Below are 26907 nucleotides of genomic sequence, written 5' to 3' on the forward strand. Positions count from 1 at the left end.
TGTGTGTCTTCACTGTCTGGGGATGCATACGCGGTGTGCATACGTGGCCTGCCGTGTCGTGCATCCTGCCAGTTCAGCAGGGGTGGAGGTGCGGGGAATCGAACCCCGGTCCGGTGACGCCGATCGAGGACTTCTCCGGGCGCAGTCTGCTGCAGATTTTCTCGGCCCCCGCACTCACGCAGACAAGGTGCGGACGGGCTCAGTCACCATAGAAGTCCCCGCAGCCCCGGTGACGAGGACTGCGAGCAGTGGCTCTCTAGATGACGCCAGGATCCGAGTCGAGAGCTAGCTCGGGCTGACGGACTTCAGGACTCGCTCAGGCGGCGAGTGCGAAGTCGGTGCGCTTGTTATCGGCACCTGTAGTTTGCAGACATCGTTTACGAGATAAGCCTGCATCCTCGGCCCGCTTCTCCTCGAAGCACGACCACCGTCGAAACCGATCACCCCCTGTGCAGTTGTCAACCACTGCCCCTCCCCGGGACGAACCCGTCGGGCGGTGCAGCAAGGTACAGCCTACGGGATCAACACCGACAGCCCACCACGTATTTCCCTCCGGTCCGCCGCACCCTCGGGCGTGCGTTCGAGGGCCCCGCCCGGTGCCCTACCTCTTACGGCTCAGGACGTCCGCGAGCAGGCCGCCGGCGATGCCGAGCAGGAACACGTCCTTCGCCAGACCGATCCCCTGGTCGCTCGGACGGATCCCGTCCTCGCGCGTCATGCCGGGCGTCTTGAGGTACAGACCCACGAGGCCAGCGGAGAAGGCGGCGAGCGCGGGTGCGACGAGCGCCGTCGGCACGAACGGCGTGACGAGCGCCGCGCCGAGCGCGATCTCGGCCGTCGAGAGGGACTTCGTGAACTGCTGCGGCTCGATCTCGTCGAGGAACGGGTACACCCCTGCGGCCATGCCGTGATAGCCCTGCGCCGCCTCGTCGTCGGCGTCGCGCTTGCTCAGGCCGGAGTTGAGGATGAACGCACCTGCGGCGAGGCGCGGGATGTACTGGCGCAGCTTGACCATGGGTCCTCCTGTCGGCGTCGGGCGCCGCCGCTGCCGGCGGCCGGTCTCGACCGTACGACGCCGCGGGCGCTCCCACCAGCCCCAGGACGGGGACGTCGACCCGACGTCAGCGGATCTCGCGCTGACGCATCGCACGCAGCGCCTCGCGGTTGTCCTGCTTCTCGCGCAGCGCCTGGCGCTTGTCGTACTCCTTCTTGCCGCGCGCGAGCGCGATCTCGACCTTCGCGCGGCCGTCGAGGAAGTAGAGCTGGAGCGGGACCACGGTGTGGCCCTTCTCGCGGGTCTTCGCCTCGAGCCGCAGGATCTCCTCCTTGTGGAGCAGGAGCTTGCGCTTGCGCCGCGGCGCGTGGTTGTTCCACGTGCCCTCGGTGTACTCGGGGATGTGGACGTTCTCGAGCCACGCCTCGCCGCGGTCGACGTCGATGTACCCGTCGACCAGCGACGCACGCCCCATGCGCAGCGCCTTGACCTCGGTGCCGGACAGGACGATCCCCGCCTCGAGCACGTCCTCGATCACGTAGTCGTGGCGTGCCTTGCGGTTGCTGGCGACGACCTTGCGGCCGTTGTCCTTCGCCATGTCGTCCTACCGTCCTCGTGGGTCTGATGCTGTTCGGCTCGTCAGGGTACGGGTGCCCGACGCCGCCCGGTACCGATTATCCCGCAGGTGCGGCTACAACCGGCTCATCGGGTCGACGGTGTTCCCGTCGACGTAGACCTCGAAGTGGAGGTGGCACGCGCTCGAGGTGCCCGTGTTGCCCGAATACCCGACGATCGAGCCCTTGTCGACCCACTGGCCCGGCGAGACCGCGAACCGCGACAGGTGGTTGTAGCTCGACATCACGCTCTGCCCGCCCATGATGCCGTGGTTGACGAGGACCTGGTTGCCCAGGCCGCCGTAGCGGCGCGCGAATAGCACCGTGCCGGACGCCGACGCGATGATGGGCGTCCCGCAGTAGGCACGGAAGTCGGTCCCGGCGTGCAGGCGCCAGATGCCGAGGGTCGGGTGCAGGCGCATGCCATAGCTCGACGTGATGTGCGGCACGGTCGTCGGGTAGGAGAGCCCGCTCGACGTCGGAGGGGGCGGGGCGGGCGGGGCGGGCGCGACGCTGCCGCCTCCCCCACCACCGCCACCGCCGCCGCCCTGGTTCTGCTGGTTCTGCTGGTTCTGCTGCTCCTGCCGGCGGCGCTCCTCCTCCTGACGACGACGCTCGGCCTCCTCGGCGATCTTGCGGTCGCGTTCGGCCTGCTCGGCGATGATGCCCTTGAGCTCGCTCTGCAGCGACGCCTGGTCCTTCTCGTTCTGCTCGATCTGCTTGAGCGCCGCGGCCTTGCGGTCCTCGATCGTCGCCTTCTTGGCCTGCTGCTCGACGATGAGCTGCTCGACCTCGGCCTTGCGGTCGGCAGCGGCCTTGCGCGCGGCCTGCGCCTCGACCACGTTCTGGTCCGCCTGGGCCTTGAGGTCGGTGATCGTCTCGCGGACCGCCTCGAGCCGGGCCTCGCGGTTGCGCCCGACCGCCTCGGCCTCCTGGAGCTCCTGGAGCGTCCGGGACTGGCTGCGCGCCGCGGTCGACGACGCGGCGTACTCCTCGATGAACTCTTCGGTGCTCTCGGCCCCGGTGACGATGCCGAGGCTCGACACGTCGCCCTGGCCCCGGTAGGCGCTGCGCGCCATCTCGGCGATGCTCGACCGCGCGTCGGCCACCTGGGTCGCGCTCTGCTCGATCTCCTGGGCGATCGACGCCTCCTGGGCGAGCGCGTCCTCGAGGCGCTGCGCGAGGAGCTCCGCCTCGCGCTGCGTGCGCTCGACCTCGGCCTCGGCCGCCTCGAGCTCGGCCTGGGCGACGGGCAGGCGTGCCTCGATCTCCTGGAGGTCGAGCACGGCCTGCTGCAGCGCCGCGTCGGTGCCCTCGAGCTCGGCCGCGAGCTGCTCGCGGTTGCCGAGGATCTCCTGCTGCCGTCGCTCGGCCGCTGCCCTCCGGTCGTCGATGTCGTCCGCGCTCGCTCCCGTGACGACGCCGGTGACGAGGACGACCGCGGCGAGGACGGCGGCGAGCAGGCGCCGCGGCGACCGGGCCGCACCGCGGTGTGCGGGACTGTTCGTGGGGGTCATCTCATACCCTCGTGTGCCGGTTGAGCGTGACGACCGAGGAGATGGCCGCCAGCAGGAACGCGATGCCGACGAGGACCGGCGCGATCGCCAGGACGTCCGACTCGTCGACGTAGGCCACCCACGTGACGGACTGCGAGAGCCAGTCGGTCACGAGGTACTTCACCCCGACCCACAGCCCGCCGACGGCGAGCAGCGCACCGAAGACGGCGGCTATCGCCCCCTCGAGCAGGAACGGGAGCTGGATGAAGAGGTTGGACGCGCCGACGAGGCGCATGATCCCTGTCTCCCGCCGCCGGCTGAGCGCGGAGAGCCGGATCGTCGTCGTGATGAGCAGCACCGCCGCGAGCAGCATGACAGCCGCGAGACCGGCGGACAGCAGGGACGCGCGGTTGAGCGCGAGGAACAGCGAGTCGAAGATGCGGCGCTGGTCCTCGACCACCTCGACGCCCGGCCGACCCGTGACGACGTCGTTGACGACCTCGTAGTTCTCCGGGTTCGTGAGCTTGAGCCGGAACGACGCCTGCATGTCCTCGACCGTGAGCTCCGTGCCGAGATAGCCGTCGGGGTAGCGCTCGGCGAACGCCTCGAACGCGTCGTCCTTGGACTCGAAGTACACGGTCTGGATCTCGTCGCCGAGCTCGGACTCGAACACGTCCTCGAGGGCGGCGATCTGCTCGGGGCTGGCCTCGCCGCCGGCGCACGTCGGCTCCGGGGAGCCGACGGGACAGAGGAAGACCGAGACCTCGACCTTGTCGTACCAGTCGTCCTTGAGCTTGTCGATCTGCGTCTGCAGGAGCATGGACGCCCCGACGAACGTCAGCGACACGAACGTCACGAGCACCACGGAGACCGTCATCGACAGATTGCGGCGCAGGCCCTGGCCGATCTCGGTGAGGATGAACTGGAGGCGCACGCCGCTCACTCCCCCGCCGCGGCCTCGGCGTGCCGCCGGGCCTTGAGCGCGCTCTCGCGGCGGACGACGACGCTCGTCGGGGCGGAGGCCGGTGCCGCGCCCGGCCGGGCGCCGGCCGGCCCGGCACTCGCGTCCGTGTCGTCGAGCGGAGGCTCCGGCACGCCCTCGGGCGCGTCCTGCGCGGGCGGGACCGTCGGGTCGGGGATCACCTGGCCGCGCGCACCGTACGCGCCGTGCGCCTGGTCGCGGACGAGGGACCCCGTGTCGAGCTCGAGCACGCGCTTGCGCATCTGGTTGACGATCTCCTCGTCGTGCGTCGCCATGACGACGGTCGTGCCCGTGCGGTTGATGCGGTCGAGCAGGCGCATGATCCCGAGCGACGTCGTGGGGTCGAGGTTCCCGGTCGGCTCGTCGGCGAGCAGGATGGGCGGCCGGTTGACCATCGCGCGGGCGATGGCGACGCGCTGCTGCTCACCGCCGGACAGCTCGTGCGGACGACGCTTCTCCTTGCCCTTGAGACCGACCATCTCGAGCGTCTCGGGGACCGTGATCGCGATGGTGTGCCGTGGCGTGCCGATGACCTGGAGCGCGAACGCGACGTTCTCGAAGACCGTCTTGTTCGGCAGGAGCCGGAAGTCCTGGAACACGACGCCGATCTGGCGCCGCAGGTGCGGCACCTTCCAGCTCGACATCCGGCCGAGGTCGCGGCCCGCGACGAAGACCTTGCCCTTCGTCGGGCGCTCCTCGCGCAGGATGAGGTGCAGGCACGTCGACTTCCCGGAGCCCGACGCCCCGACGAGGAACACGAACTCGCCGCGCCGGACCTCCAGGGACACGTCGTCGACCGCAGGTCTCGCGCCGCGCGCGTAGACCTTGGAGACGTTCTCGAAGCGGATCACGGCACGCACAACTCTCGGGTCAGGGAGCGAACCAGGTTCGCCGGACGTTCGAGAGTAGGCACGGCCGCACGGGCCTCAGCGGCGGACACGCCGCGGTCGCACGCATCAGATCGTTGCCCGAGTCACCCGACTTCGCGGGTGCGCGGGGGGTCAGGCGTCGATCTGCGCCCCGCGACGCCAGCGGACCCCGGCCTCGATGAAACCGTCGATGTCGCCGTCGAACACTCCGGAGGTGTTGCCCACCTCGTGCTCGGTGCGCAGGTCCTTGACCATCTGGTACGGGTGCAGCACGTACGAGCGCATCTGGTCGCCCCAGCTCGCCTTGATGTCGCCCGCGAGCTCCTTCTTCTTCGCGCTCTCCTCCTCCTGGCGCACGAGCAGCAGGCGGGACTGGAGCACACGCAGCGCGGCAGCGCGGTTCTGGATCTGCGACTTCTCGTTCTGCATCGACACGACGATGCCCGTCGGGATGTGCGTCATGCGCACCGCCGAGTCGGTCGTGTTGACCGACTGCCCGCCCGGGCCGGACGAGCGGAACACGTCGACCTTGATCTCCGACTCCGGGATCTCGATCGAGTCGGTCTGCTCGATGAGCGGGATGACCTCGACGGCCGCGAACGACGTCTGGCGGCGCCCCTGGTTGTCGAACGGCGAGATGCGCACGAGGCGGTGCGTGCCCGCCTCGACCGACAGGTGCCCGAACGCGTAGGGCGCCTTCACCTCGAACGTCGCCGACTTCAGGCCCGCCTCCTCCGCGTAGGAGGTGTCGAGCACCGTCGTGGGGTAGCCGTGGCGCTCGGCCCAGCGCAGGTACATGCGCATCAGCATCTCGGCAAAGTCCGCGGCGTCCACGCCGCCGGCACCCGAGCGGATCGTCACGACGGCCTCGCGGGCGTCGTACTCGCCGGCCAGGAGCGTGCGCACCTCGAGCAGGTCGAGGTCCTTGCGGATCGCGGCGATCTCGCCCTCGGCCTCCGCCAGCGCGGCGGCGAGATCCGGGTCGTCACCGATCTCCTGGCCCATCTCGACCAGCGTCTCGACGTCATCGATGCGCTGCCCGAGCTTCTTCACCCGGTCCAGCTCCGACTGCGCGGACGACAGCGCGGAGGTCACCTTCTGCGCCGCGTCCGGGTCGTCCCACAGGTCCGGCGCCGACGCCTTCTCGGAGAGGTCGGCGATCTTCGCGCGCAGCATCTCCGGGTCGCTCACGCTCTCGATGGACTCGAGCGTGCTGCGCAGCGCCTTGATCTCGGCGGGAAAGTCGATGGTGGCCACGAGGTTCAAGGTTACGCGACCTCACGGGCGCGGGTCGCCGTCGGGCGTGCTCGGGGTGCCCGACGGCGACGCGCGCCTCAGGCCGTCGGCTCGCCCTTCGCGGTGGCGCCCGTGCTCCCGGCGTTCTCGCCGGACGCCGCACCGGTCGTCGTCGCGGCGCCCCCGTCTGCCTGTTCCCGCTCGGCAGCGGCGCGGCGCCCCTCGTCGCGCGCTTTCGCGAGCATGTCCTCCAGGCGCTTGCGCCGGCGACGGCGCTCGTCGCGGATACCGAGGAAGAGGACCAGGAGGATGGCCAGGAGCAAGAGCTGTGGGAGCGGGACGGCCCACGTGGTCACCGTCGTCGTGACCGGCTCGAGCTGGGCGGCGTCGATCTCGTCCTCCGCCACGGGGACGGGCGTGACGGTGACCGTGGTGGTCACCGGACCGAGCGGCCAGAACTGGTCGACCTCGACCGTCCGGCTCATCGATCCGCCCGGGAGGAGCTCGGTCATCGGCTCCGCAGTGGCGTCCTGCGACGCGAGCCCGAAGAGCGCGGACGTCTCGACGGTGCTGTCGGCGCCGAGGCGGATGTTGCCGTCGTTCACGACGTCGTAGGAGACGCGCACCTCGCCCGGCGCGAACGGGTTCCAGGACGGCGTGTACGAGGCGCTGACGTCGGGCACCGTGAGCACGGGCTGGACCTCGCCCGTCACGCGCGTCAGGACGCGGAACCCGACGCGGCTCGTGACGCCGACGCTGTTGCCGCCCTCGTCGGTTCCGGTGCTGCTCACCGAGGCGGCGATGCCGGCGGGGTGGTCGCCGGGTGTCGCGTTCGCGGGGACGGACACCGTGTACGGCACGACGACCGTCTCGCCGGGGCCGACCTCGACGTCGTCCTGGACCGTGATCCAGGTACCGGCGTCGACGGACTCCTGGTCCGCGGGGAGCATGTTGAAGCGACCCCTGTCGGTCAGGTACCCGTCGGCGGCGATCAGGGCGAACGTCGCCGGGACGTCGCCGAAGTTCGTCACGGCGAGGTGCTCCTCGACGGTCTCGCCCGGGTCCACGGTCTGCTCGACCCAGCGGCGCCCGTCGAGCCCGTCCGCGTCAGCGGGCGCGACGCTCCACGTGATGGTGTCGTCGACGTCGTGCGACACGGCCGCACCGACGTCGCTCGACGGGCCGGCGATCGCCGGCGCGGTCGGCAGGATGGCCACGGCGATCGCGGCGAGGGCCGCCGCGACGCGACGGCCGACGGCGACGCGGCGCGAGGCGACGCGGTCTCGCTCGGGGACGGGTCGTGCGGGGACGGTTCGTGCAGGGCTCACGGGGAAGTGCCTTCTCGGTGCTGGGATCATGCGAACGGCGGGCCGGGTGCTCCGCTCGGCACGTGGCCGACAGGAGACCCGACCCGCCGTCGCTCAGGCGGTGCGTGCCCGGTCAACGACCGGGCGGTCGGTGGTCAGCCGACGCTCACTCGAAGAGGGAGAGCGTGATGGTCGACGTGTAGTCGCCGCCCGCGACGTCCTCGGCGGTGCGCAGCGTGAGGTCCGCGTTCGCGCTCCACGAGCCCTCGGGGTTGACCTCGGCGGAGTCGAAGGTCGAGACGAGGAGCTCCTGGTTCTCGAGCCCCACGTTGTTGAACTCGTCCTCGTCGCCCTCGAGCGCCGGGTCGACCGGCTCGCCGGCCTCGACCAGGCCGGTCTCGCCGCCGTCCTCGAGCATCGGCGCCCAGCCGAGGTTTTCGGCACCGATGGCCGGCTGGCCCTCGGTACCCGTGAAGTCGGTGGCCTGGCCCAGGACGGCCCAGGCGGCACCGTCGGGGACCTCCTCGGCCGTGCGGGTGTCGGTCACCGTGACGGTGGGCAGGGTGCCCGTGAACTCGCGGGTCCCCTCGACCGTCGAGTCGGCCTCGGCCAGCGTCGTCGAGTCGGCGGCCACGCTGAACGCGAGGTTGCCCGGCTCGACCGTCGACTCGATCGAGACGGAGACCTCGACGTCCGTGGTGTCACCCGGGTCGGCCGTCGCGGCGGACGACAGAGCGACCGTGCCGATGAGCATCGCACCGAGGGCACCCCCGGCGACGAGCTGCTTCCTTGCTCGTGCATTCATGTTGTTGATCTCCATCGTTGGAGTGGTGTTGTCGGACCGGATCACCATAACGGTGAACCACGCGGATGCACAGAGAAGAACGTGGGTCGTCAACCAAAGTTAAGGAAGTGAACGAAGAGGTGGGCGATCGCTCGCGCTCCCTTGCGCACTGTCCTCTCCCCGATCGTTCGTCGTCGAACGGGTCGACGGCTACCACGCCCTTGCGCGTGACTCCGCACGCACGATGATGCCATCTGACCAGAGCTGAGTCACCCAGCTGATCATCGCGGGTCGCGCGACGGCGACGAGCGAGACCTCCGCGGTCCGGCCGTCGGGGGTCGACGCGTCGACCACGCGCACGTCGTGGAGACCGGCGACAGCGTCGGGATGACGGCCCAGGTACTCCTGGACATCCGTCCTGATCTCGGCGTCCGAGAGCGTGAGGACCGCATCCTGTGCGGGCCGGTCCGCGTCCCCGACGTAGAACGTCTCGTGCGTCATCGAGTCCGCCGCCGTCAGGGCCAGCGCGTCGGCGAGGTCGAACAGGCGCTTGCGCTCCAGGTGCACCTGCGTCGCACTCACGACGACCGTGACGAGCAGCAGCGCGAACGCCACGAACGCCGACGTGAGGAGCATGATCTGGCCGCTCTCCCGGTCGGACGGCGCGACGACCCGTCGCCTCCCGCGCTCGCCGGCCGTCACGGTCGCCTCGCGGCGTACTCGTCCACCGCGGCCACGTAGCGGGCCTCGACCGGGACGGCGAGCGGCACGGCGTCCCGGACGAACGCCGGGACGAGCGGAAGCGGGACCTCGACCCGGACGCGGGCCGCGACCTCGCTCCCCGGCTGGAGGCAGGGCTGCGCGGAGCACGTCACCGTGAGGGCGGCCGCGGGGTCGACGTCCGAGAACCCCTGGTCGCCGAGGGCGATCCCGACGGCCGTGACCGCTCGCGACGCGCCGTCCGCGCTCGACGGCGCGGTGACGAACGCACGAGCCGCCTCCCTGGCCGAACCCTCCACGGCGAACGTCGCCGCCTGCACCCGGCCGAGCGTGAGCACGAGATACAGGACGGGCACGAGCAGCACGAGCGCGACCCCGAGAAACTCCACGACCGCGTTGCCGCGCTCGGCGGGATCCCGGCCATCTCGGCGCTGGACCGCCGGCGAACGCGGTGTCGACCGCGTGGGCCACCTCACGTGCCCTCCTCCAGCGCGTGCCCCTCGACCGTGATCGCTCCGGACGGACCGAGCAGCCCGACCACGGGAAGCGGCGCCGAGACGGTCACCTCGACGACCGGCAACCCGTCGAGCGTGGTCGCCCGTGCCGTCACGTCCTGCGCGTAGCGTTCCGACAACGACGCCGCGATGAGCTCCCTCGTCCGGGCGACGCCGTCGGCGGTGCCCCGGTCGGCACGTCCCGCGATCCTGGCCCCCTCGGCAGCGCAGTCGACGAGGGTCGAGCGCACGTGGACCGCGAGCGCCACCTGGACCACGCCCAGGAAGAGGACGAGCACGAGGATCGAGACGAGGGTGAAATCCACGACGGCCGACCCCCGTTCACCGGGCGATGCTTGTCCGAACCGCGGTGCCGGCGCTGACCGCGACACGGTCAGGGTCCGCTGACGCTGCTGATCGCCTCACTGAACGCCGCTGTCAGCGCCGGTCCGGCGACCGCCCAGAGCGCGATCACGAGGCCCGCGGTCATGAGGGTGATGAGCACCCATCCCGGGACGTCGCCACGCTCGACGTCGCCCCCCGTCACACGGCGCAGCCCTCGCCGCGCGATCGTGGACGTGGCACCTACGATCCTGCCGACCAGCCCCTGCATCTCGTGTCCTTTCGTCGCGGCGGCCGTCTCTCAGCCGTCCGTTCATCCCACCGTGCGACGTCGTCCGTGCGACGCCCTCCGCCTGGGCGTCCGGTCCGTCCGGTCCGCCGTCCCGTGCTCGTCAGAAGCCGATCCGCAGCGTCGCGATGGAGGGGAAGACGGCGAACACGACGAGGGCGTGCAGGACGTCCCGTTCGCCGTGGACGCCCTCACGACGCTCCGCAAAGCCCTGACGAGGCTCCAGACCTCGTCGTTCACGCCCACGGCCTACGCCGTGCACCCCACGGATTGGGAATCGATCGAACTTCTCCGCGACGAGGACGGGCGGTTGCTCTACGCCGGGAGTTTCGCCGTCGGAGTCGTCCCGCAGTTGTTCGGCGTCCCGGTCGTCGTCTCGGACGTCGTCCCGGCCGGATCCGCGGTGCTCGCAGACTGGCAGGCAGGTGTCCTTGCGGAGCGCGGCACGCTCGACATCAACTGGTCGGACGGCGGGGACCTGTTCGCGAACAACACCGTCAGGTTCCGCGCCGAGGCCAGGGTCGGATTCAACGCGATCCAGGCCGCCGCGTTCGCCGTCGCCCACCTGACCGCCCCCACCCCCTGACCGGGCGCGCCGCTCCGTCTCCTTCCGGGAGGGGCGACGCGTCCGCCGCGGGGAACGAGGTGCCTCCTGTCGATGCCCTCCTCGGTCCCCGCGGACCACCCCTGGAGGCACGCTTGCTCACCACCGACACACCGACGACCGCCCGGAGCCTCCCGAGCCGCTCGACCCCGCGCTCGGGGACATCCTGGAGTGGGTCCGCTACGAGGCGTTGAAGGAGACCGAGACGATGACCGTCCTCGCCCGGCTCCTCGACGCCGAGGCCCGAGCCCGGACCGGCCTGGCGTTCATGCAGCAGGTCCCAGGTCGCCGGGAGGACGTCCTCCGGGCGCTACTGATCCGGTCGGAGCGGAACGGCTGCCGCTCGCAGTCGGCGTGCTGATAGCGCCTCGACGCCCTGTGGTGCGTGGCGGCGTAGTTCGGCTGCTAGCCCTACGCGTCGGGCAGCAGGTAGGCGAATGTTCGTGCCACGAGATTGCTGCCCTCAGGGGCCCAGTCGCTCCAGATCCGCATCCTCCCGCCCGATGTTCGCACGGAGCCATCTGCTCCTCGCGTCCAGTCGATCCGATCGACCACAACGAGATCAGTCGGCTGGAAGGTCTCGGCGTGCGAGACCTCGTTCGCAGTTAACTCGACAGTTGTGACCTCGAGGGTGCTGCCCTTGACCTCTACATGGCGCTCCCTATCGTCAAGTGAGAGCCGGAGGTCGTACGGCTTCCCTAGTTCAACGATCCCGACAGCGCCACGATCGGCGTAGTAGGCCTCTGCCACATCGACTGACCTGCGCTCAACCGCCGCACGCAGGACCGGATCTTGGATCCGCGTTGTCGAACCAGGCGGGACTCGGCGACGACGAGGTTGAGTCTGCTCTTCGATCTCTGCTCCGCCACCTTGCCCGGGACCAGCATCGGGCAGCTCAAGTTGGAGGAGGTCGATCAGCTCGTTCGGGAACTTCGTCAAGTAGCCCTGCTGCGGCCGCAGCTCACCCGGTCGGTACTGGTAGAACGGGAAGTAGACGGGCTTCCCCCACTCACTCTCCATGCGTCGCCGCATGGCAAGGAGGTCATCGGCGCGTGATCCGAGCTCGCGCATACGGACTGGCGCGGGGAACCGGACGAGACCTCCTAGCGGCGCGTACCAGCTTGGACCCGTCGTTGCTACGCCCCGCTCGCGGCCACGCGAACCTCGCGCTTGCCAGGTGATGGAGCCCGTGGAGACGTCGCCGACGACCTTGGACCAACCGACCAAGCCCGACCCGCCCGGTTCATTCGTCTGATAGTGAAGGACGATGTCACCCGGGCGGACAAGCGAGACCGCTTCGTATGACCACTGGTTGCCACCAGAGCCGTCGTGCTGCGGTGCCACCAAGTTCTCGCCCGTGTCCGATCGCCCGGTGATCTCCATCCAGTAGCGTTCGTTCGGCAACCCGTCCCACCACGTTCGCAACGCCATCCATGGAGCGTAGCGAGGGTTGAGCAGTAGCTGTTAAGGGTGCTCGCTCCGGAGTCTTCGCACTGACAGACTTTCATGCAGCACCCGGACGCCGGGCGGATCGCAACGGCGTCCGGCAGCGCCACTAGGACAGGCAGGACTCAGCGGCTTCCGTTCCGTCGTTCGGATAGGTGATGCCGAACGCTGCCTCGGCGTCCGGCCAGTCCGTGACAACCTTGGCGAGGGCGTCGACGGAGATGATCGATCCACCCTCCAAGTCCGGGGTAGACCACACGCCCGTCTGCTCCTCGCCGTCCACCTCGAAGCGCATCGCGACGTAGTAGACGCCCGACTCGGCCTCCACCGCCTGCGTCTCTATTGGCGTGATCGGCATCGTATTCGCCCCCTCGGCGATCGCGTCACCCGTGCTTGCGGCGTCGATGCAGTCGACGTCGTCACTGGGAGATGAACCCCCGCAGCCCGCGGTCAGCACCACGACCACCCCCGCGAGCAACACCACTGCGCGTGCGTGCTCCATGCCACTCATGGTGGCGCACAACGAAAGGATGCGCGTCTCGAAGAACCAGACGCGCCCAGCGCTGCCCATCCAGGCGGTGCGCAACGGAGCCGCGCCCCTTCCAATCCGCGCTACGTGATCTCGGACGTCTCCGTTGAGCTCGCCTTTGCCAAGTCGGGACGCGTCTTGACCGATCGCGCTGCTTCCTTGCGCTCCCTCTTCTTCCTAGCCGCTCGCCTGTCCAAGAACTCAAACGGAAACACTGCGACCCGCACATTGCGCGATTCGGCGGAAACCAAAAGGCGAGGATCACGGTACAACTTCTTCTTGAACCTCTTCCTGGCCCTCGACAGCCTGTAACTTGGCTCGATCGCTAGCGTAGCCGCGACCAACGCCAGCGCGTAGAAGATGATCGCCCACCAGTCCAACTGCGCCAGCCCGGCAGGCTCGGGGGACCTCGGCGTCTCGTCACCGAAGGTCTCGCCGATCCAGTCCGCGAAGGACGTGTTGTCGAGGGATGATCGATTTATCACACGCCCGAAAGACAAGACCCCATAGAGGCCCGCGGTGACCCAGAGCGTGACGATCAACACTCGCGCCCCGGGGACGAATCGGACCGATGCTCGAACCACTAGATCTATCGCCGCGTCGCGCGCACTCATCATCAGCCCTCGCGCGGCTGCCGAACCTGACGGCAAAGACTGCGCCAGCTTCGAGTGGGTCTCAATACGCGTGCGAAGCCGGGCGTCTGCGCTCAGTTGCACGAGCCCTAGCACGATCCCGGCGAGTCCCGCCGAGCCCAGGAGCGCCGCCAACGCTGCGGGCACGTACTCGATCATCTAACCCGTACCCCCAGTGCGCCGTGATCTCGTGGATCTGGACCGTATACGCAACCGGCCACCAGGCTGGCCGTTCCCGTTGGGTCCTGCCGGCCGAACGCCTAGGCTTCCGTCGCCAAACCCGAGGGAACCGTACAGGAGGCGGTCAACCAAGGTACGCCTATTGCAAGTTGAGCGGGACCATCATGAGCACCTCCTTGCGCCCTCCGGACTCCATGAGCGCCCGGCGCCCGGTCTCCCGGACGTCCTGCGCCTGGGCGCGCAGGACCTCCGCGAGCGGCGTCCCGCGCTCGACGGCCACCGCGACCCCCTCGGCGAAGCGCGTGAGGCTGGCGAGCGAGGTCCGGTCGGCCAGCTGCTCGAGGGCACGCGTGAGCGGGGTCCCGGCACGGACCGACGCAAGGGTCGTCGCCAGCTCGGCCGAGAGCTCTCCGCGTGCCGTCGTCGCGACCCGCTCGAGCGCGGCCACCGGGCCTTCGCCCGCGCTCACGGCGAGGGCGAGCAGCTCGGCCACCGTGGGGAACTCCGCGAGCATGCGCTCCTCGCGTCGTCGGACCGCGCGAGCGAGGTGCTGGTCGCACGCCAGCAGCCCGCCCACGCCGCACAGCAGGGCGAGCAGGAGGAGCGCGACGACCGAGGAGCCGCGCGTCGCCGCGAGGAGCACCGCGAACAGCGTGCCGGCCGTCAGCCCGAGGACACCCCAGACGAGCTGGCGTGCGCGGAACTGGTCGACGCTCTCGGAGCGACCCGCCCGGTCGAGCCGACGCCGGGTCTCCGCCCTGGTCGATCCGAACCGGTCGAGTGCCCGCCCTGCGTCCGCGAGCCAGGGCGCGACGAGTCGCTCGAGCGTCGGGAACGGCGTGTGCACCGGCTGGTCCCGCAGCAGCGCAGACGTCGCGTCGTGCCTGCGCAGGTACGGCGCGAGCCGCTCGTCGAGCCGGATCGCGCGACCCCGTATCCCGGAGACGACGAGCAGGATCCCGAGGCCGCCGAGCGCCCCGACGGCGGCGCCGACCCGGGAGAGCTCGATGCCGGTCATCGCAGGACCCTCTCTTCCTCGGGCAGCCGACCGATCCGCGGCATGAGCTGGTACGCGACGACCGTGCAGGCCGCGCCACCGGCGAGGACGAGCGCGCCGGTCACCGAGTTGTACGCCGCGGCGGTCTCGGGACGGGTCGCGAGGAAGCCCCAGGACGACCCACGGACCGGCCACGGCGAGGCGAGCGCCGTTGACCGTCCACGACTGGCGTGCCTCGAGCTCGCCGCGCGTCCTCGCGTCCTCGCGTCCTCGCGGAGGAACGCCGAGAGGGTCCGCAGGAGCCGACCGAGATCCGTCCCGCCGACGTCGCGCGTCAGGCGCAGCGCCTCGACGATGCGGTCGGCCACCGGGTCGGCCAGCCGGCCTTTGAGCGCGTCGAGGCAGTCGCCGAACCGCCCGCTCGCGCGGTAGTCCTGCGCGAAGAGGAGGAACGCCCCCGCAGCTCGACCGGTCCGCGGTCCCCGAGCTGTCCGACGGCCTCGGGCAGGGAGAGCCCGGCCCTGACGCCCGACGCCAGGTGGTCCACGACCTCGGGCCACACGTCACGGAGCCGTGCACGCCGTCGTCGGGCCCGGGACCGGACGAGCATGGCCGGCGCCGAGGCGGCGATCAGGGCGAAGCACGCCGCGATGGTCAGCGAGCTGGTCAGGACGCCGGCCACGAGGACGACGACCAGCCCGACGCCGACGCTGCTCGCGACGAGCGCGCCCGGCGTGACCGACGGGGCACCGGCCTGCACGAGCAGGTCCTGTGTCCGGGCATGCCAGCCGTCGTCGCGGCGCGGGCGTCGGTTCCCAGAACGACCACCACACGCTGAAGAGCCCGGCACCGAGCAGCAGACCCACGACGACGCCCACGTCAGCGCACCCCCGACCACGCGACGTCGGGCAGGGCGCCCGGTTCGTCGGGCCGCGCGTGCCGCAGCACCGCGCCGAGGTCGATCCCCGCACGCGCGAACCTGTCCGCCGCGGGCGGGTAGCCGTCCGCCCGCACCAGCCGGTCGCCGGAGCGCACGAAGAGCTCGGACGTCTCGACGACGCCCTCCTCGACCCGGCCGGGAACGCGAGGATCTCGCGGACCCGCCGCCGAACGTCCACATCGACACCGAGGTGGACGACCAAGTCGATCGCCGACGCGACCGTCGGCACGACGAACCGGTCGGACACGTTCTCCCCCGCGAGCAGGGGCAGCGTGCACATCTTGGCCAGCGCCTCTCGCGCGGAGTTGGCGTGGATGGTGCACGCGCCGGGACCCGCCGATATGCGAGATACGCTATCCACATGGACGCAGCGATCTACGTACGCATCAGCCAGGACCGCAACGGCGAGGGCCTGGGCGTTGCCCGCCAAGAGGAGGACTGCCGGGCGCTAGCCGAACGCCTCGGCTGGACCGTCACCGAGCTCTACACCGACAACGACATGAGCGCGTTCTCGGGCAAGCCCCGTCCCGCCTACCGCCGACTCCTGGCCGACATCGACTCCGGCAGGGTAGGCGGCGTGATCGTCTGGCACACCGACCGGCTCCACCGCTCGCCCCGCGAACTCGAGGAGTACGTGGACATCTGCGAGAAGCGTCAGGTCGTCACCCAGACCGTCCACGCGGGCAGGCTCGACCTCGCCACCCCGACCGGCCGCATGGTGGCCCGTATCCTCGGGTCCGTGGCACGCCAGGAGGTTGAGCACAAGGCCGAGCGCACCAGGCGTGCGCAGCAGCAGGCCGCCAAGGCAGGCAAGTGGCTCGGTGGAGCTCGCCCCTTCGGCTGGGAGACGAAGCCGATCTCCCACAACGAGATCGAGGCGCAGCTCATCCGGGAGGCGTGCGCGCACATCCTGGCGGGCGGGTCGCTCGGGTCCGTAGCGGCATCGTGGAACGAGCTGGGCGTGACCTCGACATTGGGCAAGCCGTGGCTCGCAACGACGGTGAGGCAGACGCTGATTCGGGCACGCAACGCTGGACTGTCCACCTGGAAGGGCGAGGTGGTTGGACCCTCGCTGTTCCCCGCCATCGTGGACGAGGACACCTGGCGCGGCGTCGTCGCGGTGCTCACCGACCCGAGCCGCAAACGCAAGTCATCCGTCGAGGCGAAGTACCTGCTCGCCGGGATCGGGCACTGCGAGTGCGGAGCCCTGCTGCGATCCAACTACATCAAGAACCGCGACGGCAGTTACCGAGTCGTCTACCGGTGTAAGACCACCGGGGCGGGCCACGTGTACATAAACACAGCAGAGACGGACGCCTTCGTGGTGGACGTGGTGGCAGGCATCCTCGAGCGCGAGGAGCTCCCCGTCACCGAGGCAACCGGCGAGGACCCCGCCGTGAAGGCGTCGGCACTGCAGGCCCGGCTCGCAGAGTTGGCCGATTCCTACGCAGACGGCGAGATCACGCGGGACCAGCTCGCACGCGCCACGTCCCGCGTCCTGGACTCTCTAGCGGACGCCCACGCCCGTCTAGCCCAACGGGCAAAGGAGGGCGCGTTGGCCGCGTTCGCGGGGCGTGACGGGGCCGAACGGTGGCGGTCGGCCACCATCGACACGAAGCGGGCGGTCCTCCGGCAGATCGCAGACGTAACAGTCATGCGGTCAGGGCGCGGCCCTCGGGTGTTCGACCCTGCACGGGTGCAGGTGGAAGCAGCCGGGACACGCTGGCCCGCTGCTCGGCGCTGAGCCTCGAGAACGCCTCCACCACACGACGCACAGCCTCATCACGCGAGAGCGTGGTGGAGCTGTTGTCGCTGGTCATGGAACCGATGTTGGGGTCTGCTCCGCGGACCTGTCCAGCATTCCGCACTATCGGATAGAAACTCGCATCAGAACGATCGTTCTAGCGCGAGACCGCTGATCCGTAGTGCTATGCCCTAACGATCTCGCAGGTTAGAACGATCGTTCTGATCGAGACTCCCTACGTCGAAAACGCGACAGGAGGGATGGTCGCGTACCATCCGCCATTGGCCGTATGGTCATCCCCGTTCGGTTAATTCAATCGGAAGGGATACACCAATGCTCCTCACCATTCTGCTGAGCATCACCATCGGATCAGTTCTCGGATTCGCCACTTCGGCAATCATGAACCGCATGCTCGTTCGCACCGTTCTTAGCGCGATGAAGCGAGACATGGAATGAGCAAGCTGCTCACGAACCGCCAAGTTGCGGACATGCTCGGGATCACCGAAGCTGCGGTTCAGGTGCGAAAGATCCAGGACCCGCACCTCGTGCCGAAGATGACCGTGGTTACAGACGGCAAGCGAAGGTTCCGCATCGAGGACGTTCTGGACTTCATCCAGGACCGCCGCGTGGTCTCGTTCTGGGGGCTGACTCGAGAAGAGGCAGCCGCCTACCTCGGGTTTCGCGACCATCGGCGCATGGACGAGTACGCCCGTCGCTACAAGATTCGCCCGGTGCGCCACCGAGCCGGGACTCGCTTCTACTTCACGCACGACCTCGACGCCTGGGCAAAGACAGTCGAAGCCGCACGAATGGAGAACAGCTGATGGCTGTTCTCAACAACCTCGAGCGATCGACTACGCGGAGGTGGCGACGGCGTGAGCACCGCCCCCTACGCCCCCACGACGCCCGCACGCCGCGATGCCGGGTTCTCCCCCGTCATCCGCCCCGTGCTCCGCTCGTGGACGCAGACAGCGCCCCAGCCGATCCCCGTCCCCGCCATCACCGCGCAGCTCTCGCAGGACGAGACGTGGACGCCCCGTTGGCAGCTCGAGGCCACCGTCCCCCGTATCGCGGCGCTCGCGGCCGTGGACCCGCGCCGCGGGTGGCTCGTGGACGTGTCGGCGGGGTACGCCTATGCCGACGGCACGGAGGACGTGCATCCCGTCGCGGCGTGCCTCGTGCTCCGCGAGCTCGTGCCCATCATCGGCACCGGCACCTCGAGGCTCTCCGCGGTCTCCGCGGTCTCCGCGGAGACCGTGCTCATGGAATCCGTCTCGGATGAGCTCATCGCCGGATTCGCGACGTTCCCACAGCTCGTCACCGCGGCGACGACCGACGCGCTCGCTAACGGCGCGCACCTCCGTACATTCTGGCTCTCCACGGCAGGGCGGAACCTCGCGAGCGCGACCGCGATTCTGGGCGTCAACAAGGTAGGCGGCGCGGCGTCCGCGCTCCCGTGGTGGGACACGTTCCGCGCGGCCGCGGAGGTGAACGGCTGGGCCGCGTACATGGACGAGCTCGGGCGCATCGCCGTGCAGCCTCCCCCGACGGCGCCCGCGGCGACCCCCGATCACCTGTTCACCGCGGGCCCGGGCGGCGACATCGTGAGCTGGGCCCCGAACCGCACGATGGACGAGTACGCCAACGACATCTGGGTTCAGTACGGCGACAAGACGGCGCGGCAGTCGCTCGTGCTCCCCGGGCGCCCGCGCGTCTCGCGCATCATCGACCGGCGCGACCTCGAGGGCGCGAATCCGGCCGCGGCGGCGCTCGCGGCGGAGACGATCCGGCGTCGAATGATGGCCTACGCGGGCACGGGCGAGCTCCGCGCCGCCCTCACCCTCTGGGTGGGGTGCTGGGACACGGTGAGCATCACGACGACGGACGACGGCACGAGCTCGTGGCTCGTCGCGTCCGCTTCCCACCGGTTCCCCTCCGGGGAATCCACCTTCGGGCTCAGGCCTGTCCAGCGGCTTCGGTTCGGGAGCACGCAGTCATTCTTTTGTATCGACATTCGGCCGCGCCACTATAAGCGGCACTCTATCCTCGGCGTCCGCGCCTGGTTCGACGGGCACGACAGCCTCACCATGGGCGACCGAGTCACTAAACAATTCCCACCGCACGCGGATCGATTTTTCTCGTCCTCGACGAATTAGATCTGCGCGCCATTCATCAGAGCCTGCGATCACTTGCCTGAGGCCTGCAGCATAATACGAGTCGTCCACTTGTTGCATTTCAACGTAGCGATAGCTCGATGCCAACCTTGCTCGGCCAGCGTACAGTTCGAGCAAGATCGGAACGTGTCTTGAGCCGTCGGGGTGCGCCGGATCGAAGCACCCTAGAGCCTCGGCCCCGCTCCAAGCCTGCTCCCAGAAGATGATTGCCTGCTCGTCGATGCGCCTGAAAGACTTTATGTAAACTCGCTTCATTCGACGTTCGAAGCGTCTGATCTGTCGCTTTCGACGCCGTGTCCACTGCCCGTGCGTGAATAGCAGCCACCAGCCTCGAGGCCCAAGTCCCACCCCTGGGAAAGCAAGAAGGAGCAAGAAGACGGCCGGAGAAAGAAACAGGGTGGCGGAAACATAAGACACCACGGCCGCGGCAGCCTCGGCCCAAAACTCGCTCTCCGGCAACTCGCCGCTCGCGAGAATCTCGATCGCAATATACTCCATCACGAATAGCGCGATGAGAGCGCTGCCATAAATCGCTGCAAAAACTCTGGTAGCGAGAGCAGTGTGCAGTATCCGCGCAATCTGCGCCCGCGCGATGAGGACGAGCGGCAACCCAAGAACAGGAAGGATAGTGGCGATGGTTACCCAGAAGTTCACGTGCACGAGTCTCGCAGAGGGCGCCAAGGTTTAACACGAGCCGACACGCCGGGGGCCGTCGTTCGCGGGTGAAACGAACGACGGCCCCCGACCCTTCACCAGAGGTTCGGCAGCGAGTCCAGGTTGTTGCCCTTCTTGCTGTCGCGAACAGTCCGCAGGTAGGGCCGGCCCTCGCTAACAACCACGACAACCTCGATGGGGTCGTTGTCCTTCCAGTGCACGTAGAATCGATCGCCAGTTGGCGAGCGCAACTGCTGGATCGCGTAGCCCGCGGACATACGCCAAGTGTTGGGCTTGCCGATGAACGTGATGTTCCCGTCCCCGTCCTTCTGTGCACGCGCTACCTGGTGTCGTGCCACTCGTCAACCACCCCTCGATCAGTCGGGCAGCCCGGCGCGACCCGCTCCCAGTAGCCTCCCAGGCCACCCTGACACAGCCGCAACCGCCTATTTGGGATGGTGCGCCACGTATACTCGGCAGTCCGGCGTTGAGGGCGATGAGCAGGTCGAAACTCTCCGCCTCCCGGACCTCGCCGATGACGATGCGGTCGGGGCGCATTCGCAGCGCCTGCGTCACGAGGCGCCGGAGCGGGATCTCCCCCGTCCCCTCGAGGCTCTGCTCGCGGCACTGCATCGGCACGAGGTCCCGCACCGCGAAGCGCAGCTCGAAGACCTCCTCGCACGTGATGACGCGCTCGGTCGCGGGGATCGATCCGGCGAGCGCGTTGAGCATCGTCGTCTTGCCGGCCTGCGTCGCCCCCGCGACGAGGATGTTCAGGCCCGCCCGCACGGCGGCGTCGAGGAACGCGGCGGCCTGCGGGGTTAGCGACCCCAGGCGCACGAGGTCGTCGAGGTGCGCCGCCCGGACCACGTGCTTGCGCATGTTGACGGCGAAGTCGGTCCGCGTGATGTCGGGGATAACGACGTGGAGGCGTTCACCACCCGGCAGCGCGGCGTCGACGAACGGGCTCGACAGGTCGAGGCGGCGTCCGGAGGACCGCAGCATCTGCTCGACGAGGTCGCGCACCTGCTGACCCGTGAGGATCGTCGTCGTCAGCTCGGACTCGCCCCCGCGCGCGACGAACACCTGGTGCGGCGCGTTGATCCAGAACTCTCCCTCAGCCGCTGGTGGTCGATGGCCAATGCCAGCGCGGTTGGGATTCCACCGATCCACTGATGGTGGCTGATGGTCGGAGCGAGGTAGAAGCGGTCCCCCTGCGGACTCTGTGCGGACTGCCCATCACACCTACGGTGTCCGCTATGGAGCGCTATGAGATCCAGCCTGTCAGCTACGACATCCCCGGCGCCGCCCTGGCGACCGGCCTCAGTGAACGGACCCTCCGTGACTACGTGCGCAACGGCGACCTGGCCGTGCATGACTTCGGCACGAAGCCCGTCGTCGAGCGGGAGGAACTTCGGGCGTTCATCCTTTCCCTTCCATCAGAGAGGGCGAGATAGCATCTCGAAAACCAATTGGCATATTGCATGCCAATGTGAATGCGTAGTGCTGCATCTGCAACCGCGGATTGATTGCCATGGCATTCGGGCCTAGTGTCGCCCCATGACACGGCCCGATGAAAACGCACCTGAACCAGTATCCGACACCACCGAAGCTGCACGCCGCCTCGAGTCACCGTCACGTGGCTCCGAGACCACCGCGACTAGGTGCCCCATATCCGTGTTGGACGACTCGTCCGAAACACGCAGGCACACCTGGACCGCTACATCGAACTCAACACGGTTGATCCCGCACTCCTGCGGAGGTCGCCACGGTCGAAGCGCCCTTAGTCATGGACGTCGGTGACAGATTCCGTGCTTACCGGGTACGGATGAGGCACGGCGAGCACCTGACTGCGTCTCTCTCCAACCGGGTCGGTCCAGTTGACTGTCGCACTACGGCCACGCATCCAGGTCGCGATGATGGTAGGAACGGACGACTCGAGTTCAACGACTGCCGCCTGCCCTGAAACAAGGGACGCCCACTTCCGTTTGCCCCCAGCCACACCCGTGGGATCCAGATCCAGCGCGAGCTCAACGTCCGTAACCGCGGCCGAGCCGTAGTGAGTGAGCTCCAACACGACGGGCGGATTCTCAAGAAAGACGTGGGCACGAGCAGTGATCGCCCACCTCGTCCCGAGGGTCGCTGTGAGCGACTTCTCACTCAGGCCGTTTGCCTTCTCGGACTCAGCGAGCGCCTTTTCCGCGAAGGCGTTTGCCTTGCGGGCCTCCTCGACGGCATCTGCAGCGTGCTTGTTGGCGGTCTTGGCCTGGGCCACTGCTGCTGCAGACTTTCCGTTCGCGCGCACTGCGACCCACAGCCCCGAAGCACCAACAGCGAGACTGGCAGCGGCGCCAATCCATGCAGCGGTGATCTCAGCTTCCATGGCCCGCACTGTAGCGGTGCGGGCGCCTTGGAATCGTCCGGAACACGTCCTCGACGCGCAACCACGCGACGAGCTCGTGCTGGTTCGACGGTCCGGACGTCGCCTTGACGACGACCATGACGTGTGACTCGGTCCATCGGATGGCTCGTGCCGGTATGAGTTCCTCGTGGGTGTCCCAGAGCAGGCGCACGATCACCGGCAGGTCGCCTTGGGGGCGTGTCGGGACACGCTCGGGCTTCTCGTGGTTGAGCGGCCGGCGCTGCGACCAGGGGCGGCCGTCGAGCTCAGCAGGGCGAGGAGCGCGCTGTGCGAGCGAAAGGCGGTCGTCGCCCTTGCGTCGCACCAGCGATCCGTCGTCCTGTCCCATGGCACGAGGGTAACGCTGATTCGAACACCTGTTCGACCTAAGCGTGCCGCTCAGTCAATCCAGTTCTGGCACGTCGGCCTGTCGTACGACACGGATGGGCAGGTCCGCCGCACTTCGCACTCGCAGCCGCAGTTCGAACTGGTGAGTGATCGCTCGGAGCACCTCGTAGGGGTCGACGTCGTGGATGAGGAACTCGGTGACGGGGACCTCGCCACCGTTCCCTTCGGCGAACCTAGGAAAGACGTCTCCGCCGTCCGGCATGTCGTCGGCCGCTACCGCCACCACTCGCAGCTCGTGGGCCCGCTCTCCACCACCGATGTCGAGCCCGATCACCGTCCACTGCTCAGGGTCCAGGCCCACTGCTCGCTCGACGGGTGGCGCTGTCTTTCGCTCGTCGAGTTGCGCGGTACCGACGAGGTCCGGGTACGTGACCCGTGCGTCGCCCCAGATGAAGTCGGCCACTAGTGCTCCTCTCGACGAGGCAGGATCGTCTGCCAGTGGAATACGTCCAACGCCTCTTCAGGCGACGCACCTCCATTGCCGTGCTGACTCTTCTCGCCCGTTTTCAAGTTCTCTACCTCGACGAGATAGGAGTACTCGGCCAGCACGTCGTTCTGCAGCATGATTCGCACTTCGAGCTCGGTTCCTCTGGTGAACACGCGGTAGGTGTCCACAACGCGGTAGACCTTTGAGTCGTCGATCTGAGATTCGAGGTATCCGACGAGACTTCCGTTTGATGTCATACGGGAAGCGTCGTTGGTTCGACAGCTCGTGTCACTAGCACCGACCGAACTTCACCCGAAGCGACACTGCTTGCATCGTCGCCGGCCGTCCGAGGGATACACGATCGTGTTCTCGGGCGTGTACTCGTGCCCCTGCGGACAGTGGGTCTTGGCGAGCTGGTGCGCGCCCGAGCCGACGCCGTCGATGTGGCCGGTGCGGTGCCATCGGTTGTAGTGGAGGCGACACCATCCGCGGCCGACTGCCCGGCGACCACAGTCAACAACCTCGCACACTCCCCCGCTCTGCTCACGCAGCGGCCGCGTCATCTCGAAGTGAGCCCGAGCACGCGTAGAGAGCTCGTCATCGATCAGCCACGGGCCAGTCTCGCCGCGCTTTACGCTGGCTCGTAGCCAGCGGCGAATCGCGGACGCGGAGACGCCCAGCTCTGCCGCGAGGTCGTTCGGCGTTATGGCCTTGGTTTCCACCGGCCGAACCGTATCGCGAGCGACGCAACGTCTCATGCCTCGGCGCGTTCCCGCTCGACTTCATCCTCACCGAGCCGTGAGAGCCCGCCGATGTCGACTGGCTGAGCCTCCTCCAGCTTCCCGTCGGAACCGCGTCGCCACCAGACGCCATTGTCATCCTCGAATACGAGGAGGGCCGACACGTCCTCGGCTGGGCGCGCTCGGATCACCTCTTCGTGATCCCCTGGGCCGCTGAGCCCCCATCTTGCTGCGAGGCGGGGGCCTTCGGGGTTCCGGTAGATGAGCGCCGCGGCGCGAATCGGTGTCTCGGACGCGTTCGAGAGGATCGCCAGATAAGAGCCGCGGGGCCAGAAACTCTGCGCGTTGGTGTCTGGCTTGCGGAATCCGAACCGGTGACTGATGCGTCTTGCCTGCATCTGGCGCGCTCGGGCCGATTCCTGAGCGCGAAGCTCTTTGGTCTCCGCCTGGGCCGCGATGCGCTCGCGCCTCTCCACCAGGTAGAGCACGAGCGGCACGCCAGCTCCGATGATGGCGCCCGCGCCGCCGACCCACTCCCCTACGGTTCCCCACTCGATCACGCGCTGTAGTGTGCCGCCGCCCACCCACAGCCTCTGGAGGGCCGGTGTTAGGCACTTCCCTTGCAGGTCGCGATGGCGAACTCCCCGGTGGCGGTGTTCTCCGAGATGACCTCACCGTCGACCGTGATGCGGCAGGTGATTGACCGACCGTCTTTGCTCTGGGCCGAGATGTAGACGAACGACCCGGGATCGAACTCGTGAGTGACGAGACTCCCTGTCGTGAGCCGGAGCGGAAGGTCCGGCGAGGCCTGCGTGGTACCCGTCGGGGTTTCGGCGGTCATGTCGAAGTAGCGGCCGTCACCCTCTACCTCGTACATGACGTCGCGTGGCGCCATGGCTGAGACGAGGGCGGCAACGCGTTCCTCTCGTTCAGCGTCGGCGGCAGCTTTGCGGGCCGGTGCCGTGGCAAGCGTCCAGATGACGGCCACGACGACCAGTGCCACGAGACCGTTGGCGATCTTGCGCGGCGTCTCGAGCTCGCGCCATCGACTGCTCAGGTCTGCCGTGCGACGCGATCCGTCCATGTCAGTGATGATTCCGTCCCTTCGGCGGAAGCGGGAGTGGGCGCTCGGGTGAACTCGTCGTGGCAGGCCTTCGTCCGGTCGAATTCACCCGGTGGGGAGGTTCATGAGCCCGATGGCACCGGCCTAGCCTTCTTCGCAAGCCCCGCAGGGGGATCGACCGGCAAAGGAGCCGACGTGGCGAAGGTCAGCCCGTACCACTCGATCAACCCGTCCGACCCGGACGTCTATCACGACCACAGCGACTGTCCGCCCGGGAGCCAGATCCCTGCACACAACCGCCGGCAGGGCACCAACAACTTTCCGCGCTGTGCGAAGTGCAAGGGCATGGACTGAGATGCCGTCGCAGCGGTTGCTCGCTCGTGACCTGACGTCGGCTCACGAGCAGCGGTTCATCGCCAGCGAGCAGATTGGCGAGGGTAGGAGGGTGCTGGTCGGCATCGATCGGGAGTTCCCGGGCGTCGTGACCCTGGAACTCCGGCGGAACGAGGAGACTGAGAGTGTCGACGTCCCGGCCGATGCTGAGATCGTCGTCTACTCCTAGTTTTCGCAAACACGAATAGCCCCGGCTCGCAATCATGGGCGAGCCGGGGCGGATGTAGTTCGGTTACGCCTCCAGTCGGGCGTAACACCCGGGCGGCACGGCGACCTCACCACGCACCACGAGGTGGCCGTAGGTGAGGCACTGATGGATCTCGCCCAGGGTCATGGTGGCGAAGTTGATGCCGATGACCACGGTTCCGTCACGGCGGCGCGAGATCTGCCCGACGGTCGGGGCAGACTGTCCGGGGCGAGGGTGCTGGAACCGCACACCCCGGCCTTCGAGGTTGAGCATCATCTGGTTGACTGCCTCAGCGGTGGTGTCAGACACGCGACGCAACCTGCGCTTCGTGGACCGCAGCCTCCGCGGTAAGAGCGCAGCACTTGCCCAGCGGGAGCGGTCCCCCGCACCAGCACGGGTCCGCCGCCCCGAGTGCGACATGGCAGTCCACGTAGGTCTTCCCACTGCCGCACGGGCACGGCCCCTGCTGGCCAACGGGGTGCACCTAGATCCTGCATCGCGGTCATGGCGCTGTTGACCCCGATTGCCAGCCTGCCCATCCCCGCCACCCCCAGCAGCGCCAGACCGCCACCCCTGCGATCAGCAGCGTGGCCTGCTTCACCCCGTCGGGCAGGGCGTTGAACGAGTCCACGACATCGTCCGCCGTCTGCACAAGTGCTCGCAGTGGACCGTTCGCGCCTTCGCCCATACCGATGAGCGCTGTCTCGAACGACCCGGACAGCGCCTCGAGGTCACCTTTGAGGTTGTCCAGCCGCAACACAGCCTGCGCAGCCGAGTACCCCTGGTCATCGACCGCGGATACCCATCCGCGAATCCCCGCCTCACCCTCCGTGTACAGCACCGAGGCGGCGCGCACCGCGTCAGCGCCGAACATCGTCGCCAGTGCGGCGTTGCGCTGCGCGGGTGTCATGTCACCCAGTGCTCGCGTGAGCTGCCCGGCAAGCTCTTCCATGCCGACGAACTCGCCGGCCGCGTCATACGCCGAGATGCCCAGGTCTGACATCAGGGTCGCAGCCTCACCAGACGGCGCTGAGAGCCGCTGTAGAGCCGTCTTGAGGCTCGTGCCCGCGTCGGAGCCCAGCAGGCCCGCAGAAGCGAACGCAGCGAGCGTCCCGGTCGTCTCCTCGATGCTCAGGCCTGTCTGCGCAGCCAGCTCCGACGACGATCGCTTCCCGCATGAACGGAGTCCGGGCCGCACACGGCGCTGCGGTAAGGGATCGCCTCATCGCTGAGGACACGTCGAAGGGTGTGAAGCTCCCCC

At 68.4% G+C, this 26907-nt stretch carries 36 protein-coding genes, 1 other RNA gene and 2 pseudogenes; 8 read left to right on the top strand and 31 right to left on the bottom strand.

All coding sequences use genetic code 11. From position 1 onward, the window contains the following. Positions 1 to 80 precede the first annotated feature (80 nt). The 13 genes from ssrA to AC4H2G_RS13660 all read right to left on the bottom strand — a co-directional run bounded on the left by ssrA (position 81) and on the right by AC4H2G_RS13660 (position 10109). Positions 81 to 448, bottom strand: a transfer-messenger RNA (tmRNA) gene (ssrA, locus tag AC4H2G_RS13600). Between the two features lie 153 nt (positions 449 to 601). Further along, positions 602 to 1015: a hypothetical protein gene (locus AC4H2G_RS13605; protein WP_494366265.1), complete on the bottom strand. Its 414-nt coding sequence runs from the start codon at positions 1013 to 1015 to the stop codon at positions 602 to 604. 106 nt (positions 1016 to 1121) lie between these two features. Continuing rightward, positions 1122 to 1592: an SsrA-binding protein SmpB gene (gene smpB, locus AC4H2G_RS13610; RefSeq protein ID WP_494366266.1), complete on the bottom strand. Its 471-nt coding sequence runs from the start codon at positions 1590 to 1592 to the stop codon at positions 1122 to 1124. 93 nt (positions 1593 to 1685) lie between these two features. Continuing rightward, complete coding sequence (locus AC4H2G_RS13615; protein WP_494366267.1) at positions 1686 to 3125, bottom strand: peptidoglycan DD-metalloendopeptidase family protein; 1440 nt, start codon at positions 3123 to 3125, stop codon at positions 1686 to 1688. 1 nt (position 3126) lies between these two features. Then, positions 3127 to 4038, bottom strand: coding sequence for a permease-like cell division protein FtsX (gene ftsX, locus AC4H2G_RS13620; protein ID WP_494366268.1), 912 nt, complete (start codon positions 4036 to 4038; stop codon positions 3127 to 3129). Between the two features lie 5 nt (positions 4039 to 4043). Beyond that, on the bottom strand, positions 4044 to 4937 hold the full coding sequence (gene ftsE / locus AC4H2G_RS13625; RefSeq protein WP_494366269.1) for a cell division ATP-binding protein FtsE: 894 nt from the start codon (positions 4935 to 4937) through the stop codon (positions 4044 to 4046). A gap of 150 nt (positions 4938 to 5087) precedes the next feature. After that, the gene (gene prfB, locus AC4H2G_RS13630) at positions 5088 to 6212 is read right to left on the bottom strand and encodes a peptide chain release factor 2 (RefSeq protein WP_494366270.1); all 1125 of its coding nucleotides are present in this window, start codon (positions 6210 to 6212) and stop codon (positions 5088 to 5090) included. A 77-nt stretch (positions 6213 to 6289) separates the two neighbouring features. Further along, entirely contained in the window at positions 6290 to 7519 is a 1230-nt protein-coding gene (locus tag AC4H2G_RS13635) for a COG1470 family protein (RefSeq protein ID WP_494366271.1), read from the bottom strand. Positions 7520 to 7664: 145 nt separating this feature from the next. Further along, the gene (locus AC4H2G_RS13640; RefSeq protein ID WP_494366272.1) at positions 7665 to 8318 is read right to left on the bottom strand and encodes a hypothetical protein; all 654 of its coding nucleotides are present in this window, start codon (positions 8316 to 8318) and stop codon (positions 7665 to 7667) included. Positions 8319 to 8492: 174 nt separating this feature from the next. Then, entirely contained in the window at positions 8493 to 8984 is a 492-nt protein-coding gene (locus tag AC4H2G_RS13645) for a pilus assembly protein TadG-related protein (RefSeq protein WP_494366273.1), read from the bottom strand. Next, positions 8981 to 9478, bottom strand: coding sequence for a pilus assembly protein (locus AC4H2G_RS13650; RefSeq protein ID WP_494366274.1), 498 nt, complete (start codon positions 9476 to 9478; stop codon positions 8981 to 8983). The genes AC4H2G_RS13645 and AC4H2G_RS13650 overlap by 4 nt, the downstream gene beginning before the upstream one ends. Next, complete coding sequence (locus AC4H2G_RS13655; protein WP_494366275.1) at positions 9475 to 9822, bottom strand: TadE/TadG family type IV pilus assembly protein; 348 nt, start codon at positions 9820 to 9822, stop codon at positions 9475 to 9477. The genes AC4H2G_RS13650 and AC4H2G_RS13655 overlap by 4 nt, the downstream gene beginning before the upstream one ends. Before the next feature lie 68 nt (positions 9823 to 9890). After that, complete coding sequence (locus tag AC4H2G_RS13660; RefSeq protein ID WP_494366276.1) at positions 9891 to 10109, bottom strand: hypothetical protein; 219 nt, start codon at positions 10107 to 10109, stop codon at positions 9891 to 9893. Between the two features lie 178 nt (positions 10110 to 10287). Here AC4H2G_RS13660 and AC4H2G_RS13665 point away from each other — a divergent pair, with 178 nt between their 5' ends. Together AC4H2G_RS13665 and AC4H2G_RS13670 are read left to right on the top strand one after the other, a co-directional pair. Next, positions 10288 to 10713, top strand: coding sequence for a phage major capsid protein (locus AC4H2G_RS13665; protein WP_494366277.1), 426 nt, complete (start codon positions 10288 to 10290; stop codon positions 10711 to 10713). A gap of 226 nt (positions 10714 to 10939) precedes the next feature. Continuing rightward, entirely contained in the window at positions 10940 to 11092 is a 153-nt protein-coding gene (locus tag AC4H2G_RS13670; RefSeq protein WP_494366278.1) for a hypothetical protein, read from the top strand. A 50-nt stretch (positions 11093 to 11142) separates the two neighbouring features. Here the strand turns inward: AC4H2G_RS13670 and AC4H2G_RS13675 are convergent, their stop codons facing one another. From AC4H2G_RS13675 to AC4H2G_RS13700, 6 genes and pseudogenes are all read right to left on the bottom strand, one after another. Continuing rightward, entirely contained in the window at positions 11143 to 12162 is a 1020-nt protein-coding gene (locus AC4H2G_RS13675; protein ID WP_494366279.1) for a protein NO VEIN domain-containing protein, read from the bottom strand. A 124-nt stretch (positions 12163 to 12286) separates the two neighbouring features. Further along, complete coding sequence (locus AC4H2G_RS13680; protein WP_494366280.1) at positions 12287 to 12679, bottom strand: hypothetical protein; 393 nt, start codon at positions 12677 to 12679, stop codon at positions 12287 to 12289. 110 nt (positions 12680 to 12789) lie between these two features. Beyond that, the gene (locus AC4H2G_RS13685) at positions 12790 to 13497 is read right to left on the bottom strand and encodes a hypothetical protein (RefSeq protein ID WP_494366281.1); all 708 of its coding nucleotides are present in this window, start codon (positions 13495 to 13497) and stop codon (positions 12790 to 12792) included. 160 nt (positions 13498 to 13657) lie between these two features. Next, positions 13658 to 14536 carry a type II secretion system F family protein gene (locus AC4H2G_RS13690; RefSeq protein WP_494366282.1) on the bottom strand — a complete coding sequence of 293 codons (879 nt, stop codon included), beginning with the start codon at positions 14534 to 14536 and terminating at the stop codon, positions 13658 to 13660. After that, entirely contained in the window at positions 14533 to 14883 is a 351-nt protein-coding gene (locus AC4H2G_RS13695) for a type II secretion system F family protein (RefSeq protein WP_494366283.1), read from the bottom strand. Before AC4H2G_RS13695 ends, AC4H2G_RS13690 begins: the two co-directional genes overlap by 4 nt. Positions 14884 to 15394: 511 nt before the next feature. Further along, positions 15395 to 15795 (bottom strand): annotated as a pseudogene (locus AC4H2G_RS13700) (hypothetical protein); the annotation flags it as partial. A gap of 21 nt (positions 15796 to 15816) precedes the next feature. On the opposite strand from AC4H2G_RS13700, the gene AC4H2G_RS13705 reads away from it, so the two are divergent. From AC4H2G_RS13705 to AC4H2G_RS13715, 3 genes are all read left to right on the top strand, one after another. Continuing rightward, a complete protein-coding gene (locus AC4H2G_RS13705) occupies positions 15817 to 17199 on the top strand; it encodes a recombinase family protein (protein ID WP_494366284.1) in 1383 nt (460 codons plus the stop codon). A gap of 452 nt (positions 17200 to 17651) precedes the next feature. Beyond that, positions 17652 to 18023 carry a hypothetical protein gene (locus AC4H2G_RS13710; protein ID WP_494366285.1) on the top strand — a complete coding sequence of 124 codons (372 nt, stop codon included), beginning with the start codon at positions 17652 to 17654 and terminating at the stop codon, positions 18021 to 18023. Positions 18024 to 18074: 51 nt separating this feature from the next. Beyond that, entirely contained in the window at positions 18075 to 19355 is a 1281-nt protein-coding gene (locus AC4H2G_RS13715; RefSeq protein WP_494366286.1) for a hypothetical protein, read from the top strand. 767 nt (positions 19356 to 20122) lie between these two features. On the opposite strand, the gene AC4H2G_RS13720 is transcribed toward AC4H2G_RS13715, so the two are convergent. After that, the gene (locus AC4H2G_RS13720; RefSeq protein ID WP_494366287.1) at positions 20123 to 20305 is read right to left on the bottom strand and encodes a DUF3892 domain-containing protein; all 183 of its coding nucleotides are present in this window, start codon (positions 20303 to 20305) and stop codon (positions 20123 to 20125) included. Positions 20306 to 20495: 190 nt separating this feature from the next. After that, a pseudogene (locus AC4H2G_RS13725) lies at positions 20496 to 21200 on the bottom strand (TadA family conjugal transfer-associated ATPase); the annotation flags it as partial. Between the two features lie 86 nt (positions 21201 to 21286). On the opposite strand from AC4H2G_RS13725, the gene AC4H2G_RS13730 reads away from it, so the two are divergent. Further along, a complete protein-coding gene (locus AC4H2G_RS13730; RefSeq protein ID WP_494366288.1) occupies positions 21287 to 21484 on the top strand; it encodes a hypothetical protein in 198 nt (65 codons plus the stop codon). A gap of 326 nt (positions 21485 to 21810) precedes the next feature. Here the strand turns inward: AC4H2G_RS13730 and AC4H2G_RS13735 are convergent, their stop codons facing one another. Genes AC4H2G_RS13735 through AC4H2G_RS13765 form a run of 7 tightly spaced genes read right to left on the bottom strand, consistent with a single transcriptional unit; the run spans position 21811 to position 25087 of the window. Further along, positions 21811 to 22410 (bottom strand): hypothetical protein, encoded by a 600-nt coding sequence (locus AC4H2G_RS13735; protein ID WP_494366289.1) that lies wholly within the window; start codon positions 22408 to 22410, stop codon positions 21811 to 21813. After that, positions 22400 to 22777, bottom strand: coding sequence for a hypothetical protein (locus tag AC4H2G_RS13740; RefSeq protein WP_494366290.1), 378 nt, complete (start codon positions 22775 to 22777; stop codon positions 22400 to 22402). The genes AC4H2G_RS13735 and AC4H2G_RS13740 overlap by 11 nt, the downstream gene beginning before the upstream one ends. A 54-nt stretch (positions 22778 to 22831) precedes the next feature. After that, positions 22832 to 23239 carry a hypothetical protein gene (locus tag AC4H2G_RS13745; protein WP_494366291.1) on the bottom strand — a complete coding sequence of 136 codons (408 nt, stop codon included), beginning with the start codon at positions 23237 to 23239 and terminating at the stop codon, positions 22832 to 22834. Further along, positions 23239 to 23520: a hypothetical protein gene (locus AC4H2G_RS13750; protein WP_494366292.1), complete on the bottom strand. Its 282-nt coding sequence runs from the start codon at positions 23518 to 23520 to the stop codon at positions 23239 to 23241. The genes AC4H2G_RS13745 and AC4H2G_RS13750 overlap by 1 nt, the downstream gene beginning before the upstream one ends. Before the next feature lie 51 nt (positions 23521 to 23571). Continuing rightward, positions 23572 to 23985, bottom strand: coding sequence for a MerR family transcriptional regulator (locus AC4H2G_RS13755; protein ID WP_494366293.1), 414 nt, complete (start codon positions 23983 to 23985; stop codon positions 23572 to 23574). A gap of 32 nt (positions 23986 to 24017) precedes the next feature. Next, positions 24018 to 24563: a hypothetical protein gene (locus AC4H2G_RS13760; protein WP_494366294.1), complete on the bottom strand. Its 546-nt coding sequence runs from the start codon at positions 24561 to 24563 to the stop codon at positions 24018 to 24020. Positions 24564 to 24610: 47 nt separating this feature from the next. Then, positions 24611 to 25087: an MmpS family transport accessory protein gene (locus AC4H2G_RS13765; protein ID WP_494366295.1), complete on the bottom strand. Its 477-nt coding sequence runs from the start codon at positions 25085 to 25087 to the stop codon at positions 24611 to 24613. A 174-nt stretch (positions 25088 to 25261) separates the two neighbouring features. On the opposite strand from AC4H2G_RS13765, the gene AC4H2G_RS13770 reads away from it, so the two are divergent. Both AC4H2G_RS13770 and AC4H2G_RS13775 read left to right on the top strand, forming a co-directional pair. Beyond that, the gene (locus AC4H2G_RS13770) at positions 25262 to 25420 is read left to right on the top strand and encodes a hypothetical protein (protein ID WP_494366296.1); all 159 of its coding nucleotides are present in this window, start codon (positions 25262 to 25264) and stop codon (positions 25418 to 25420) included. Between the two features lies 1 nt (position 25421). Then, positions 25422 to 25628, top strand: a complete 207-nt coding sequence (locus AC4H2G_RS13775) for a hypothetical protein (RefSeq protein ID WP_494366297.1) — start codon at positions 25422 to 25424, stop codon at positions 25626 to 25628. 63 nt (positions 25629 to 25691) lie between these two features. On the opposite strand, the gene AC4H2G_RS13780 is transcribed toward AC4H2G_RS13775, so the two are convergent. Genes AC4H2G_RS13780 through AC4H2G_RS13790 form a run of 3 tightly spaced genes read right to left on the bottom strand, consistent with a single transcriptional unit; the run spans position 25692 to position 26844 of the window. Then, on the bottom strand, positions 25692 to 25955 hold the full coding sequence (locus AC4H2G_RS13780) for a hypothetical protein (protein ID WP_494366298.1): 264 nt from the start codon (positions 25953 to 25955) through the stop codon (positions 25692 to 25694). Further along, positions 25948 to 26130: an SEC-C metal-binding domain-containing protein gene (locus AC4H2G_RS13785; RefSeq protein ID WP_494366299.1), complete on the bottom strand. Its 183-nt coding sequence runs from the start codon at positions 26128 to 26130 to the stop codon at positions 25948 to 25950. Before AC4H2G_RS13785 ends, AC4H2G_RS13780 begins: the two co-directional genes overlap by 8 nt. Before the next feature lie 18 nt (positions 26131 to 26148). Continuing rightward, positions 26149 to 26844, bottom strand: coding sequence for a phage tail tape measure protein (locus AC4H2G_RS13790; protein ID WP_494366300.1), 696 nt, complete (start codon positions 26842 to 26844; stop codon positions 26149 to 26151). Between the last annotated feature and the right edge of the window lie 63 nt (positions 26845 to 26907).

It is taken from the genome of Cellulosimicrobium sp. BMG9.23, from assembly GCF_059159985.1.